Genomic DNA, 13624 nt, shown 5'->3' with positions numbered 1-13624 from the left:
GTTTCCACCTCTAGTTGAGCGAAGAAGCGACGTGCAGATCGACGTTCTTGGTCTCCGGGGCCATGAACGCGCTCACGATCGCGCCCAGCGCGGCGATCCCGGCGGCGATGTACATCGTGGCCGACAATCCGAGATTGGTGAGCGCCCACGGTGTCGCGAAGGTGCCGACTGCCGCGCCGATCCGGCTGATCCCGGTGCAGAGCCCCACCGCCGACGCGCGGACCTCCGTCGGGAACAGCTCGTTCGGGTAGATCCATTCCAGAATGGACGGTCCGCCGTTGAACACCGCGTACACCGCGAAGGCGAGCGCGATCAGCCACAACGCGGCGCCCGGTTGCAGACCGAGATAGAACAGTCCGGCCGCGGAAATCGCGAAGCCCCAGATCAGGACGGGACGGCGGCCGAGCCGGTCCACCAGCAGCAGCGCGGCGATATTGCCGACGAAGAAGAAGAAATTGATCAGGCCGTAGCCGAGGTGCGACAGGTTGCCGCCGCCGAGGTTGAACAGTTCGAGGATCTGCGGCCCGAAGGCGTAGATCGCGAACAACGGGACGACCGTGCACGTCCAGAAGATCGAGATGAACACGACCCGCTTGAGATATCCGCCGCGCCACAACGCGGACATCGGGGTTTTCGTTTCGGCTTCCGGGAGATCGTCCAGTGTGGCGTGCTCGCCGATCGTCGTGCGCAGCACCTCAAGCGCTTCCGCGTCGCGGCCCTTGCTGTGCAGCCAGCGCGGCGATTCCGGAATGCTGGTGCGGGCGATCACGATCAGCAGCGCGGGCACCGCCGACGACAGCAGCATCCACTTCCAGCCCTGGTCCACGTTCAGCAGGAAGAACCCGACGAACGCGGCGACGGTGGCCCCGACGAACCACATCGCGTTCAGCCCGCCGACCAGCCGCGCCCGCCACGCCTTCGGCGCGAATTCGGTGACCAGCGCGGTCGCGATCGGATAGTCCGCGCCCACCGCGATGCCGATCAGCAGCCGCAGCACGAACAATTGCGCGGCGTCGGCGACGAAGAACTGCAGGACCGAGCACACGATGATCGCGATCAGGTCGATCGTGTACATCAGCTTCCGGCCGATCCGGTCGGTGAGCGGGCCGAACACCGCTCCCCCGATGAACACGCCGACCAGCGCGGACGCGCCGATCAGTCCGGACCACAGCGAGTCCATCTGCCACTGCGGGCCGATCTGCACCAGCGCGATGCCGATGATGCTGAGGATGTAGCCGTCCAGGAACGGCCCGCCGGACGAGTAGAGCGCGAGCTTGCGGTGGAACCCGTTGAGCCGGGCCGAATCCAGGGTCGCCCGAACAGCGTTGTCCGGTGCGCGGTCAGTCTTCATGTCGGTTGGTCTCCTCGCTGCCGACCGCCGCCACGGCGTCGATCTCGATGCGTTTCGTCCCCCGGAACCCGGCGACCTGGACCGTAGTCCGCGGCGGCAGGTCGATGCCGGCGAAACGGTCGAGGTAGGCCTGGTGGTAGGCGTCGAACTCGCCGAGGTCGGCGAGGAACACCGTCAGTTTGAGCAGCGTGCGCAGGCTCCCTCCCGCGGCCCGCAAGGTGTCCTCGAGGTTGTCGAGGGCGACCCGCACCTGCTCGTCGATTCCTTCCGGGACGCTGCCGTCCCGCCGTGCCGGGACCTGCCCGCACGCCCAGATCACTCCGCCGAACACGGCGGCTCCGGCGTAGGGCCGCGGTCCGTGCGGATGCGCCACTAGCTCGCGCGAGGTCATCGGCCCTCCCGGTGGTCCGGAATCAGGAACCCGCACGCGATCGAGTACGCGAGAGTCCACAATGGAGTTTTCACGGACACGCCATGGGCGACCGCTTCGCGATGCCGCTGTTTCCGTTCCGCCGCAGTGGAAATCACCTGCGCGTCCGGCACCTCGGCCAGCGGGCGGATCACCAATCCCGCGACCGGCGGACGTGGTTCGGCAGCGGCCGGAAGCCGCAGCAGATCCCCGCTGGGCGTGACGACTGTGCGGTGCCCACCGTCCGAAAGGGACAGTATCCGCCCGGCCCGTTCGGCGATGTCCAAAGCAGCCCAGTCCAGTACCGGACTGGCAGCCATTCCGGGCACGACCAACGTGCCCACCACGGCGGCCGTTTCGCAGGCGGGCACGAAAGCCTGCAGCGGGCCGCGCGAAGCCGGGTCGTGCGCCACGGCGTACCCGTCGCAATGTTCCAGCCGGAGGCCGACCCGTCCGGCCGGGATCCGGGCCGTCTCGATGGTCAAGGCGTCGAGCCCGGCGGCCTCGTGGATTTCCGCGGTCGCGATGACCTCGGCCAGGTAGTCCGCCTCGCCGCTGCTCAGCCCCGAAGCCCGCAAGGCGCGCAGCGAAACCTCGTGGATCTCCCGGACCGAAACCCGGGTCTGCACGGTTTCGGCCGCCGAGACGCGCTCGGCCTTCGCCGCGGTCATTGCCCGGCTCCGGGGAAGACCGTGTCGAACAGCCGGAGCCAGTTGCCGCCCAGCACCTGCGCCACGACGGTCTCGTCCAAGCCCACTTCCAGCAATCCTTCGGTGAGCACCGGGAAATCGGCCGGCCCGCCGAACCAGTTCAGCCACACCGGCCACTGCGGCTCCACCGGCACCGCCGACGCGGGCCGCCACCGGCCGTTGCGCAGCCAGGCGACGTAGTCCTGCGACCAGTTCCGCGTGCAGTCGCTGCCGAGCGCGACGTGGTCCGGCCCGATCCGCTCGACCAGCCCCGCGACCATCTCGCAGAACTGCCGCCGGGTCGTCTTCTCGCCGCCGATCACGTTGGGGTACAGGCAACAGCCGAGCACGCCGCCGCGCGCGGCGAGCGCGTCGATGACGTCGTCCGGTTTGTTGCGCGGCGAATCCGCGAAGGACAGCGGGTTCGCGTGCGTGATCGCGACCGGCCCGGCCGAAGCGTCGATCGCGTCGCGGCTCGTGCGGTTCCCGACGTGCGACAGGTCGACCAGCATCCCGACGCGGTTCATTTCCGCGACGATGAACCGGCCGTACGCGGTGAGCCCGGAATCGTGCTCGTCGTAGCAGGCGCCGCCGACGAGGTTCTGGATGTTGTAGGTCAGCTGCGCGATGCGCACGCCGAGCCGGTGGAAGACCTCGACCATCCGGTAGTCGTCGCCGAACGGCGAGGTGTTCTGGAAGCCGAGCAGCACGGCGAGCCTGCCGTCGCGCTTCGCCTGCCGGATGTCGTCGGCGTTCCCGGCGAGGACGACCAGATCGGCGTTGTCCCGCGCGAGTTCGTACCAGTCCGCGACCGCGCGCAGCGTTTCCTGCGGGCCTTCCCAGACCGCGCAGGTCGCGTTCACCCCGGTGACGCCGCCCGCTTTCAGTTCCTCCAGGACTTTGCGGTCCCAGTTGTTGATCTGCAATCCGTCGACGACAGTGAGGTCGCCGTGCTCCAGGGGGTCCACTCAGGACTCCTTTCCGGGCTTGCGGGTGAACAGCCAGTCGTCGTCCACTCCGGACTCGACGTCGCGCGCCCGGGGCGCGCCGGAGAACAGCGTGACGCGCAACCAGTCGGTCGACTGCGGGCTGTAGTTCTCCATGCCGTAGAGGGCGAGCTGGAATCGCTGCAGGTGCAGCGGGAGGAAATCGTCGGCGAGCAGGTTCGCGCGGACCTCGCCGTAGCGGAGCCCGGCGACCGACTGCACACGCGCGACAATGCCCCGATGCCACGGGAATTCCAGCAGGAACTCCGCGACCGAACGGCCCGCGTCGGCGGCGGCCAGGTCGTGCCGGAGGGCGTGCACGGCGCGGGCGATGTCGATCGGATGCTCCATCGATTCGCCCGGGTCCTGGCCGCGATTGCCGCGCCGGGGTTCTTCGTTGTCCTCAGCGGAGAACCAGAACCTCGCTTGCTCGTTCGGGTCGGCGAAGTCGAACTCGCGGGTCCAGTCGTACCGGTCGGCGAGCAGGTCGCGCAGTTCGCCGCAGGACTGGGCGAGGTCGACGCGCCGCCGTTGGTCGCAGGTCAGCAGATGCTCGATCTCCGAGTCGAGCGAGTCGTCCAGTTCGACCAGAACAGTGTGCAGCACAGCCCGGGCCTCGGCGCCGAACTCCGCGGCCCGGTCGTCGAGGTCCCGCCACCCGAAGCCGCCCGCGGGGAATTCGCTGAGCAGCGAGGCGATTCCAGCGAGTCGTTCAGCCAGTTCGGGGCCGGTCAGGTACGGCGCGGTCGTCAGGGTGTCGCGTTCGGCGAAGTACCGGCGGGCGCGGTCGAGCAGTTCGCTCGCCCGCCGGACCGCACTGGCGTCCGCCTCGGCGTCGAGGGCATGGGCCAGCGGGAGTTCCCGTGCCGAGCACCAGGCGTCGAGGATGTGCGGATGGTTCACCACGAACGGGACCATGCCGAGTCCGGTCGCGTTCCCGAGGCCGAGATACCGCCGCCAATCGCCGGAAAGCTTTGCCGCGGCAGGGTTTCGGCGGACGGCGCAATGCTCGACCAGGTCGTAGCTGAACTCGCGCAGCAGCCACGCGGCCAGCATTTGCGCGCGGTAGGGCACCTGCAGCGGCGGGATTTCGGCAAGCCGGTCGAAGTCGGCGAGACCGAACTTACCGTTGCTGTAGAAGGCAGTGCTGCGCAGGATGTAGCAGTTGTCGCCCATCGTGGCGCAGTCGGGCTGTTCACCAGCGGCCAGTTGAGCTGCGACGTACTCGAAGAACCGTTCGCTCCGGTTCGCCCGAGTCCACACCAGCGTCGCGGCGTCGGCGCGGCCAGCTTCCTGCCGTGGTACTTCACGGCGCAGCTCTGCCATCCGCGTGTCCGAAACTGGACCCTCCACCAGTGCGGCAGTGACATCCCACCGCTTCGCGATCACGCGGTCAGTGCGCTCGTTTTCCTGCAGTACCGTGGAAAACACCGTGAAGTGCAGCGGAGTGCCGCCCGCATCGATCCGGTACACCGCCTCGCCGTGACCGCTGTCGTCGAACTCCCACCGGGTGCGGGACACTGCCCAGCGTTCCCGAGCGGCCTGCCGGAGGAACGACCGCGCGAAGCTGTGCCGGGTGTAGCGGGCAGCGCCCAGTTCCGCCGGGGCGAGCGCGGTGTCCGCGGGCCGGGTCACGATTGTTCCCGGGCGCGGACGTCCGCAGGTACGCGGTTTTGGTCCAGGTGAAGAACTCCGCGGCGGATTCGCCGTTCTGCTCGCGGGGCGCGGGGAACGACGAGTCCTTGAGACCGCCGAACGGCGCGTGCACCTCGGACCCGGTGTTCGGTGCGTTGACCTTCACGATGCCCGCGTCCAGGTCGCGCAGGCACTGCCGCACCGCGCGCTCGTCGTCGGTGAACACCGCCGCGGTGAGCCCGAACCGGGTGCCGTTCGCGAGCCGGATCGCCTCGTCCAGGTCGGCGGCGCGCAGCACGGTGGCGACCGGGCCGAACACTTCCTCCTGGCTGATCGTCAGTTCGGGCGTCCCGGCCAGCAGGGTCGGTGCGACGAACGCCCCGCCCTGCGGGCAGTCCGCGCGGGCCAGCACCGTCGCGCCCTCGTCGACCGCCTGCTGGATCGCGCCCTCGACCTCTTCCGCCGCCCGGGCGGACACCAACGGCCCGATCTCGACTCCCGGCGTCGTGCCCGAGCCGACCACGAGGCCCTTGACCCGCGCGGACAGCTCGGCAACCAGCCGGTCGTAGGCGTCCCCGACCGCGATGATCCGGCGGGCGGCCGTGCACTTCTGCCCGGTCCCGCTCATCGACGCGGTGACCAGCGCCGCGGCGGCCTGGGCCGGGTCAGCGTCGGGCAGGACGATCGCCGCGCTGTGCCCGCCGAGTTCGAGCTGTACCTTCGCCCCGCGCGGCACGACGGCAGCCTGGATCGCCCGGCCCACCGGCACCGACCCGGTGAAGGTGACGCCGGACAGCTCCGGCCGTTCCACCAGCTCGGCGCCCAGCGATCCGGGCGCGAGCAGCAGGTTGAGCACGCCGTCCGGCACCCCGGCCTCGATCAGGATCTCGGCGAACGCGACCGCCAGCGCGACCGTGTCGCTGGCCGGCTTCCACACCACGGAGTTGCCCCACAGCAGCGCGGGCGCGAGCTTCCACGCCGGGATCTGCACCGGGAAGTTCCACGGCGTGATCACGCCGACGACACCCAGCGGACGGCGCACGGTCCGCACGACCTCGTCCGGGTTGCCGGAGGGGTAGAGCACGCCGTCGGCGCTGCGCGCCCGGCCCGCGTGATAGTGCAGCGTCTCGACTGAGGCGGCCACCTCGCCGCGCGACTCCGCCAGCGTCTTGCCCTGTTCGCGGGTCATCAACGCGGCCACCGATTCGGCGCGCTGGGCGAGCAGTTCCGCCGCCCGCCGCAGCACGAGACCGCGCGCGATGGTGCCCTGGCGATCCCACCCCGGCTGCGCCGCGACCGCCGCGCGCACCGCCTCGTCCAGCAGTTCCGGACCGGCCGTCCGGTACTCGGCCACGATCTGCGCGGGATCCGCCGGGTCGACACTCCGCGCGACCGGTCCGTCGCCGGGAACCCACCGTCCCGCTACGAAGTGCTGCAACGACAATGCGTGATCCACGGGTGCTCCTCGACGTTCGCGACGGTGCTTGTCGTCCATGACGCTAAGTCGCGCGGAACACAGAGTGAAGTATCTATTGCCTACTCACTGATAAGGAACCATTATCAGCGGCGTGGAACTCCGCCAGCTTCGCTACTTCGTCGCGGTCGCCGAAGAACGCAGCTTTCGCCGCGCCGCCGAACGGCTGCACCTCGCCCAGCCCGCGCTCAGCCAGCAGATCGCGAAGCTGGAGAAGGAGCTGTCCGTACGGCTGCTCCTGCGGACGACCCGCAGCGTCGAGCTGACCGAACCGGGCCGTGTGCTGCTGACCGAAGGCCGTCGGGTGCTCGCGGACAGCCAGCACGCCCTCACCGCCGTCGCACACGCCGCACGGGGCGAACTCGGACTGCTGCGGATCGGGTTCGTCAGCTCGGCGGCGCTCGAAATCGTGCCCGCCACGGTGCTGGAAATGCGTCGGCAATGGCCGAACGTCCGATTTGAACTGACCGAATCGACTACGGACGCGCAGATCGCCGCGCTCGGGGACGGTCAGCTGGATGTCGGCATCGCGCGCGAGGTCGGCGAAGCCGCCGGACTCACCGTGCACCCGCTGGGACGCGAACGGCTGATCGTGGCAGTGTCCGAGACGCATCCGTTGGCGGACAAGGAAACCGTCGAGATGGCGGAACTGGCCGACGAGCCTTTCCTCGCCTTCCCGCGCACGCGCGTCTCGCGGCTGCACGACCACATCGAGACGCTGTGCCTGCGCGCCGGATTCCGGATGCGCGTGGTCCAGGAAGCCGTCCAATTCCCGACCATGCTCGGCCTCGTCGCCGCCGACACCGGCATCGCGATCGTGCCGAACGCCTTGCGCGCCTTGCAACTGCCCGGACTGCGCTACCTCACCCTCACCGACCCCGGCGCGCTCTCCACCGTCTCAGCGATCTCGCGCACCGACCACGAGAACAACCCCGTGGTCGACCGTTTCCTCAGCGTCGCACGTGCCGGATGATGACGCGGTGGACCTCGAATCGCACCGCGGCGAACTGACCGCCTACTGCTACCGGATGGCCGGCTCGTTCCACGAGGCCGAGGATCTGGTGCAGGAAACGCTGCTGCGCGCGTGGAAAGCCCGCGACCGCTACGACCCGGCCCGCGCTTCGGTCCGGACCTGGCTGTACCGGATCGCGACGAACGTCTGCCTGACCGCGTTGGAAGGCCGGGCCCGGCGCCCGTTGCCGTCCGGTCTCGGCGCCGCCAGCGACGATCCGGGCGCGCCGCTGCAACCGGCGACGGACATCCCGTGGCTGCAGCCGTTCCCCGACGCCCGCTGCGATGCCGACACCCGCGCCGGGCTGCGGCTGGCGTGGGTCGCCGCGACCCAGGTCCTCCCGGCGCGGCAACGGGCGGTCGTCGTGCTCCGGTCGGTGCTCGAGTTCAGCGCGGCCGAGGTCGCCACCCAGCTGGAGACGACCGTTCCGGCGGTCAACAGCGCACTGCAACGAGCCCGCGCCGCGCTCGCCGACGCGGGCGCGATGGACGAGATCGCCGAACCGGACGACGCGGAAACCCAGGCCGTGATCGACCGGTACGCGCAAGCTTTCGAGGCCGCCGACGTCGAGGCGCTCGTCCGGCTGCTCACCGACGACGCGATCCTGGAAATGCCGCCGGTCCCGCTCTGGTTCCGAGGCAGCGGCGACTACGGCCGGTTCATGCACCGGGTCTTCGAAATGCGCGGCGTCGGCTGGACCGTCCGCGGCCTCACCGCCAACGGGCAGCCCGCGCTCGCCGCCTACACCCCCGACGGCCAGTTGCACACTCTCCAGGTCTTCACCGTGGCCGGCGGGCGGATTTCGCACAACGCCGTGTTCGCCGATCCGCGCGTTTTCCAGGCGTTCGACCTGCCGGCGAAGATTTTTTGAGATTCGCCGATGAGTTCGGCCGGGGCCGCCGGTAAGTACTGGCGACACCGATTGAAGGGATCTCCGCCATGAGCGTCATCGTCATCGCCTTCACCACCCTCGACGGCATTTCGTCCGACCCGGACGCCTCCTCCGGTGCCCCGGACGCCGGCTGGGCTTTCCGGCACGGCCCGGAGTCCGTCGCGGGCGACAAATTCCGCCTCGGCGCCACGCTGGACGACGGGGTCCTGCTGCTCGGGCGCAAGACCTGGGAGCTGTTCTCGCACCTGTGGCCGCACCGCGACGACCCGTTCTCGCAGCGGATGAACGCCGTGCCCAAACTGGTCGCCACCAGCACGCTGACCGACACCAGCGCGTGGCAGAACTCGTCGGTCCTCGACGGCGACCTGGTCGACGCGGTGAAACGGGAAGAGCGGGACGTCGTCGTCACCGGCAGCCTGAGCGTGGTGCACACGCTGATGGCTGCGGACCTCGTCGACGAGTACCGGCTGCTGACCTTCCCCACCATTTTGGGCCACGGCACCCGCCTTTTCCCGGACGGCACCGGACCCGCGCACCTGGAGTGCGTGTCGGTGGAACGCGTTGGCGCGGCGACGCTTTCGCGGTACGTGCGGGAAAATTCGGTGGAGAGTTCCGGGCAGTAGGCCCTAGCGTCAGGGCAATGTTGCTGGTTGTCTCGGGCGCGTCCTGCGTCGGCAAAACCACCGCTCGCTTGCACGCGCGGCATCTGCTCGACGACACGTACGAGACCGCCGAACTGAGCACGCTGGGCCCGATCCCGGCCGTGCCGACCGTCGCGTGGCGGCAGGAGCAGGTGGAAATCGCGGTGCAGCGCGCGATCGCGCTCGAAGCCGAAGGCAGGCACCTGCTGCTGGCAGGCGATCCGATACCGGTCGGCGAAGCACTGGCGGCGCCGAGCGCGGACCGGATCGACATCGCTGGCTGCCTGCTCGACCTCAGCGACGAGGCCCACCTGGCTCGGCTCGCCCGCCGCGGCGAGCCGAGCCCCGCGAACCAAGCATTCGCGGCGTGGCTGCGCGCGCACGCTCACAACCCGGGTCATCTCCCGGAAGCCGTCACGACGGACGCCTGGCCGGAGATGCGCTGGGACCGCTGGGTCGGGCGCGTGCCGGGCCCGGACTGGGCGATGACCGTGATCGACACGTCCTCCCTCGGCCCGGCGGAGGTCGGCGAGGCGGTCGCGGACTGGTGCCGCCGCGCCGTGGCGGGCGAGGCCCGGGTCTTCCGCTCCGGCTGGTTCGCCCGCTGACTGTCCGCGAACCCAGGTCGTCGCTCAGTCCGCGTAGCCGTGCTGATGCGCGTAACGCACCGCCTGCGCCCGGGTCCCGCAGCCGGTCTTCGCGAAGATCCGGTTCACATGGGTCTTCACCGTCGCCTCGCTGACCTGCAGTTCCCGCGCGATCTCCCGGTTCCCCCGGCCCGCCGCGACCAGCTTCAGCACGTCCACCTCGCGCGCCGTCAGCCCGTCCTCCGGCGGTGCGGCCGGGCGCCGGGCCGCGGCCAGCAACGTCCGCTGCACCGACAGGTCCATCACGGTCTGCCCGGCCGCCGCCGCATGAATGGCGCGGCCGATCTCGTCGCCGTTCGCCGCCTTGGTCACGTAGCCGACCGCGCCCGCGTCCAGTGCGCGCACGATCGACGCGCTGTCCGCGTAGGTCGTGAGCACCACGACCCGGGTGCCCGGCAGGTCCGCGACGATCCGCCGGGTCGCCGCCGCCCCGTCGCAGCGCGGGAGGTCCAGGTCCATCAGCACGACGTCCGGTTGCAGTCGCAGGGTCTCCTCGATCGCCGCGATCCCGTCGCCCGCCTGTCCGACGACCTCGATCTCCGGCAGCAACCCGACCAGCAGCACCAGACCCTCCCGCACCGCGGGCTGGTCCTCGGCCACGAGCACGCGCACGATCGTCATGCCGGGATCCTCACCGACAACCGCCAGCCCGCGCCATCCGGGCCCGCGGTCACCTCGCCGCCGACCAGCTCCGCGCGCTCGCGCAGACCGGTCAGCCCGTATCCGGCCCCGGGCAGGCCGCTGCCGGATCCCGTCCGGTTGACCACCGTCATCGTCACTTCGCCGTCCAGATAGGACAGTTCGACCGACACCGGCGCACCCGCCGCGTGCTTGCGCGCATTGGACAGTCCTTCTTGGACAGTGCGGTACAGCAGCAGGGTGACGTCCGCGGGGAGTTCGCGCGGTTCGCCGGTCACCTGTATCGACGCGTTGTCCGGCAGCGAGCCGAACAACTCCGGCAACGCCATCGGATCGCCGCGCAACGCGTGCACCGCCCGCCGCGTCTCGATCAGTCCTTCCTGCGCCAGCTGCCCGGCTTTCTGCACGCACGCGGCGAGTTTTTCGTCCGGGGACGGCAACTCGGCCACCAACCGCGCCGCGGCCTGCAAATGCAGCGAAAGCGCCGAGAGCGAATGCGCCTGGATGTCGTGGACCTCCCTGGCCAGCCGGGCGCGTTCCTCCAGCGTCGCGCCCCGGGCGACGGCCTCCTGGGTGAGCCGCGTCTGGTCCAGCAGGTCCCTGGCCTGCCGAGCCTGCACCCGGTACTGCCGCCGGTTGAGCCCGAGCAGCACCACCACGGCCACCGCGAGCGCGTTCCCCGCCACGAGCTCGCCCGGCTGCCCGGCGAGGCATCCGCCGACAGCGGCTGCGACCCCCACGACCGCAGCCACCGTGATGATCTCCGCCGGGGTGATCGCGGCCAGCGAGGACAACACGAGCAAGGACAGGCAGACCAGCGACGGTCCGGTGAGACTCGGGTCCGCGACCGCCACGACCGTGCCGAACAGCGCGGCCAGCGAAAGCAGCACGACCGCCGCCCGCGGCCAGCGAAGGTCCAGCGCCCCGAACGCCAGGCCGCTCGCCACAGAAGCGGACAGCGGCACCCACTCCCACTCCGCCAGGGGCTGCGCGGTGACGAGAATCGCGACGAACGCGACCGGCGTGAGCAGCCGCATCAGGACCAGCGGCAGCCGAGTCATCGCGTCCCTCCCCTTGGGCTTCTTCGCTGCTCAGCGTAGTCAGGCCCGCACCGGCTGCCCATCGCGGACGGCTTCGAGCTGCCGGGACCGCCACAGCACCCCGCCGGCCCGCACCGCGACCATCGCCAGCGCCATCAGCACGAAGAACAGGCCGACACCGTCCTTGTCCAGATGCGCGCTGACCAGGAATTCGCCGACCTTCACCGCGAACGGGCGCACGTTCTCCACCGCCCACACGAACACCAGCCGCCCGCCCAGCACGGCGAGCCAGATCAGCAGGTACGGCCAGCCCGCCCAGGTCTGCACGCGCCCGGTGTCCGGGCTGCGCTCCACCCGCGTGGTCGCGATCAGCCCCGCGCCGGCGACCCCGCCGACGACAGCCCCGGCCAGGCCGGCCGTCAGGTTCGGCGCGGTGAGCGAGATGCCGCCGGTGAAGTACAGGACCCCGATGACGGTGCACGAAACGAACGGCATGATGCCCATGAGCAGGTTGTGCCGATGGCGGCCCACCTGGGTGAAAAGAACGAGGGCGAGCAGGATCCCGCCCATGATGAGAGCGTCAGTCATCACGGCCTTCTTCCGGAGTCGGGCGGGCCGGAACACCCGCGTTCCCGACGCTAGGGAGCGGAGCCCGCAGAATCGTCCAACCATCGACCGAATCCGGGTGGACGTGACGTACACCCGGAATGCCGGGCCCGGCCGGCCCCCGCCGGTACACTGTGGAGCGTCAGCGGCCGAAGACGGCTGGGCGCGACCAAAAGCCGTGGAGCCTCACGAACGATGATTACCGCACTGCTGGTCCTCTCGACCGCGGTTCTGCTGCGCGCGCTCGCGGCCAAACGACTCGACCGGTGGAACATCGCCGCGCCCGTGCTGATGGTGCTGTGCGGGGCCGCGACCGCGTTGTTCGCGAGTCCGGCGAAACTGCTCGACGTCTTCGACACCGAAATCGCGCAGCACGTCGCCGAACTCATTCTCGCGATGCTGCTTTTCGTCGACGCCACCGAGGTGCGCGGCGGACGGCTGTGGGGACACGCGCCGGGCCTCGTCGCACGGGTGCTGTTCTTCGCGCTGCCACTGAGCCTCGGCCTGGCCATGCTGGCCGGCTGGGCGTTCTTCCCGGGTCTGTCGTGGCCGTTGCTGCTGATCGTCGCGTGCATCGTCATCCCGAGCGATTTCGCCGCCGCGGAACGCGTCGTGCGCGACCGAACCCTGACGCCGCAAGTGCGCAGCGTGCTGAATGTCGAAAGCGGTTACAACGACGGATTGGTCTCGCCGCTGTTCCTTTTCGCGCTGATTCTCGCGCGCAGCGACAATACGGCGAATACCGCCGGAAAAGCGCTCGCGACCGCTTTGCCGTTCGCGATCAAAGCCATTGTCGCCGGAGCCGTCGTCGGCACGGCGATCGGCATCCTGCTGTTCCTCGCCGTCCGCGCCGGCTGGACTTCCGGACAGGGACGGCGCATCGCCCTCCTCACGACTCCCCTGCTGACCTACGCGGCGACAGTCGCCATCGACGGCAACGGATTCGTCGCCTGTTTCGTCAGCGGGATCGCCTTCCGCTACGTCTACCGCGCCTTCGCCGCACGGCACCTCCGCATCTCGGACAGCCACGCCCGCGAGCACTTCGCCCGGCCGTCGGAGGACCTGCAACTGCTCGAAGAGGTCACCGGGATCCTGACCATGGCGATGTGGTTCGTCGTCGGCGGCGCCGCGGTCGTCGTGGCGTCCCTCGGCATCGCGTGGCAGCCGGTCGTGTTCTGCCTGCTCGCGCTGACCGTCCTGCGGATCGTCCCGGTGATGCTGTCCCTGAGCCGGACCCGGATGCCGCACCGGGACCGGTTCCTCGTCGGCGCGCTCGGCCCGCGCGGCACGACGTCGGTCGTCTTCGGACTGCTGGCGATCAACGGCCTGACCGGCGAGGAGAGCGACCTCGTCCTGACCCTGACAGTGGTCTGCGTCCTCGGCAGCGTCGTCCTGCACGGGCTCGGCTCGACGCCGCTCATCGCCCGCCTGATGACCCCGCGGACGCACCGTCAGTCTCAGTAGCAGGTACGCACAGTGACCAGTCGGCAGACTGAGAATCCCTAGGCAGTACACAGGTTTCGCGGAAATTCTCCCCCGCGCGGGTGGTCTCTGGACGATTCATGTAGCGTTCCGTGACCGCCGACAGAGTAAGGGTCAAGCG

14 protein-coding genes are annotated in these 13624 nt (G+C 69.9%); 5 read left to right on the top strand and 9 right to left on the bottom strand.

Annotated features, from left to right (window positions below; translation table 11 throughout):
- Positions 1 to 10: 10 nt before the first annotated feature.
- From PUT80_RS24640 to PUT80_RS24615, 6 genes are all read right to left on the bottom strand, one after another.
- Positions 11 to 1351, bottom strand: coding sequence for an MFS transporter (locus tag PUT80_RS24640; RefSeq protein ID WP_275293643.1), 1341 nt, complete (start codon positions 1349 to 1351; stop codon positions 11 to 13).
- The gene (locus PUT80_RS24635; RefSeq protein WP_134663108.1) at positions 1341 to 1742 is read right to left on the bottom strand and encodes a RidA family protein; all 402 of its coding nucleotides are present in this window, start codon (positions 1740 to 1742) and stop codon (positions 1341 to 1343) included. The genes PUT80_RS24640 and PUT80_RS24635 overlap by 11 nt, the downstream gene beginning before the upstream one ends.
- On the bottom strand, positions 1739 to 2431 hold the full coding sequence (locus tag PUT80_RS24630; RefSeq protein WP_275293642.1) for a hypothetical protein: 693 nt from the start codon (positions 2429 to 2431) through the stop codon (positions 1739 to 1741). Before PUT80_RS24630 ends, PUT80_RS24635 begins: the two co-directional genes overlap by 4 nt.
- Positions 2428 to 3417 (bottom strand): membrane dipeptidase, encoded by a 990-nt coding sequence (locus PUT80_RS24625; protein ID WP_275293641.1) that lies wholly within the window; start codon positions 3415 to 3417, stop codon positions 2428 to 2430. Before PUT80_RS24625 ends, PUT80_RS24630 begins: the two co-directional genes overlap by 4 nt.
- Positions 3418 to 4761: a hypothetical protein gene (locus PUT80_RS24620; protein ID WP_275293640.1), complete on the bottom strand. Its 1344-nt coding sequence runs from the start codon at positions 4759 to 4761 to the stop codon at positions 3418 to 3420.
- A 67-nt stretch (positions 4762 to 4828) separates the two neighbouring features.
- Positions 4829 to 6526, bottom strand: coding sequence for an aldehyde dehydrogenase family protein (locus PUT80_RS24615; RefSeq protein WP_275293639.1), 1698 nt, complete (start codon positions 6524 to 6526; stop codon positions 4829 to 4831).
- A gap of 112 nt (positions 6527 to 6638) precedes the next feature.
- On the opposite strand from PUT80_RS24615, the gene PUT80_RS24610 reads away from it, so the two are divergent.
- From PUT80_RS24610 to PUT80_RS24595, 4 genes are all read left to right on the top strand, one after another.
- Entirely contained in the window at positions 6639 to 7517 is an 879-nt protein-coding gene (locus tag PUT80_RS24610; protein WP_275293638.1) for a LysR family transcriptional regulator, read from the top strand.
- Between the two features lie 7 nt (positions 7518 to 7524).
- Positions 7525 to 8427: an RNA polymerase subunit sigma-70 gene (locus tag PUT80_RS24605; protein ID WP_275293637.1), complete on the top strand. Its 903-nt coding sequence runs from the start codon at positions 7525 to 7527 to the stop codon at positions 8425 to 8427.
- A gap of 68 nt (positions 8428 to 8495) precedes the next feature.
- Positions 8496 to 9071: a dihydrofolate reductase family protein gene (locus PUT80_RS24600; RefSeq protein WP_275293636.1), complete on the top strand. Its 576-nt coding sequence runs from the start codon at positions 8496 to 8498 to the stop codon at positions 9069 to 9071.
- A 17-nt stretch (positions 9072 to 9088) separates the two neighbouring features.
- Positions 9089 to 9697: a hypothetical protein gene (locus PUT80_RS24595; RefSeq protein WP_275293635.1), complete on the top strand. Its 609-nt coding sequence runs from the start codon at positions 9089 to 9091 to the stop codon at positions 9695 to 9697.
- Positions 9698 to 9721: 24 nt separating this feature from the next.
- Here the strand turns inward: PUT80_RS24595 and PUT80_RS24590 are convergent, their stop codons facing one another.
- Genes PUT80_RS24590 through PUT80_RS24580 form a run of 3 tightly spaced genes read right to left on the bottom strand, consistent with a single transcriptional unit; the run spans position 9722 to position 12003 of the window.
- Complete coding sequence (locus PUT80_RS24590; RefSeq protein ID WP_037814000.1) at positions 9722 to 10357, bottom strand: response regulator transcription factor; 636 nt, start codon at positions 10355 to 10357, stop codon at positions 9722 to 9724.
- Entirely contained in the window at positions 10354 to 11436 is a 1083-nt protein-coding gene (locus PUT80_RS24585) for a histidine kinase (RefSeq protein ID WP_275293634.1), read from the bottom strand. Before PUT80_RS24585 ends, PUT80_RS24590 begins: the two co-directional genes overlap by 4 nt.
- Before the next feature lie 39 nt (positions 11437 to 11475).
- Positions 11476 to 12003, bottom strand: a complete 528-nt coding sequence (locus PUT80_RS24580; RefSeq protein ID WP_275293633.1) for a DUF1453 domain-containing protein — start codon at positions 12001 to 12003, stop codon at positions 11476 to 11478.
- Between the two features lie 213 nt (positions 12004 to 12216).
- On the opposite strand from PUT80_RS24580, the gene PUT80_RS24575 reads away from it, so the two are divergent.
- Positions 12217 to 13485, top strand: coding sequence for a cation:proton antiporter (locus PUT80_RS24575; RefSeq protein ID WP_275293632.1), 1269 nt, complete (start codon positions 12217 to 12219; stop codon positions 13483 to 13485).
- The last annotated feature ends 139 nt before the right edge of the window (positions 13486 to 13624 follow it).

This window comes from Amycolatopsis sp. La24, assembly GCF_029087445.1.
In the GTDB taxonomy this organism is placed as follows: Bacteria; Actinomycetota; Actinomycetes; order Mycobacteriales; family Pseudonocardiaceae; genus Amycolatopsis; species Amycolatopsis nivea.
The sequence above is the reverse complement of the archived record's forward strand: the minus strand, read 5'-3'. Positions and strand labels throughout refer to the sequence as shown.

Excerpts from the sequence above, each read along its gene's own strand:
- PUT80_RS24640 (WP_275293643.1), bottom strand. The coding sequence starts at position 1,351 with ATGAAGACTGACCGCGCACCGGACAACGCTGTTCGGGCGACCCTGGAT.
- PUT80_RS24635 (WP_134663108.1), bottom strand. The coding sequence starts at position 1,742 with ATGACCTCGCGCGAGCTAGTGGCGCATCCGCACGGACCGCGGCCCTAC.
- PUT80_RS24630 (WP_275293642.1), bottom strand. The coding sequence starts at position 2,431 with ATGACCGCGGCGAAGGCCGAGCGCGTCTCGGCGGCCGAAACCGTGCAG.
- PUT80_RS24620 (WP_275293640.1), bottom strand. The coding sequence starts at position 4,761 with ATGGCAGAGCTGCGCCGTGAAGTACCACGGCAGGAAGCTGGCCGCGCC.
- PUT80_RS24600 (WP_275293636.1), top strand. The coding sequence starts at position 8,496 with ATGAGCGTCATCGTCATCGCCTTCACCACCCTCGACGGCATTTCGTCC.
- PUT80_RS24595 (WP_275293635.1), top strand. The coding sequence starts at position 9,089 with ATGTTGCTGGTTGTCTCGGGCGCGTCCTGCGTCGGCAAAACCACCGCT.
- PUT80_RS24590 (WP_037814000.1), bottom strand. The coding sequence starts at position 10,357 with ATGACGATCGTGCGCGTGCTCGTGGCCGAGGACCAGCCCGCGGTGCGG.
- PUT80_RS24585 (WP_275293634.1), bottom strand. The coding sequence starts at position 11,436 with ATGACTCGGCTGCCGCTGGTCCTGATGCGGCTGCTCACGCCGGTCGCG.
- PUT80_RS24580 (WP_275293633.1), bottom strand. The coding sequence starts at position 12,003 with ATGACTGACGCTCTCATCATGGGCGGGATCCTGCTCGCCCTCGTTCTT.
- PUT80_RS24575 (WP_275293632.1), top strand. The coding sequence starts at position 12,217 with ATGATTACCGCACTGCTGGTCCTCTCGACCGCGGTTCTGCTGCGCGCG.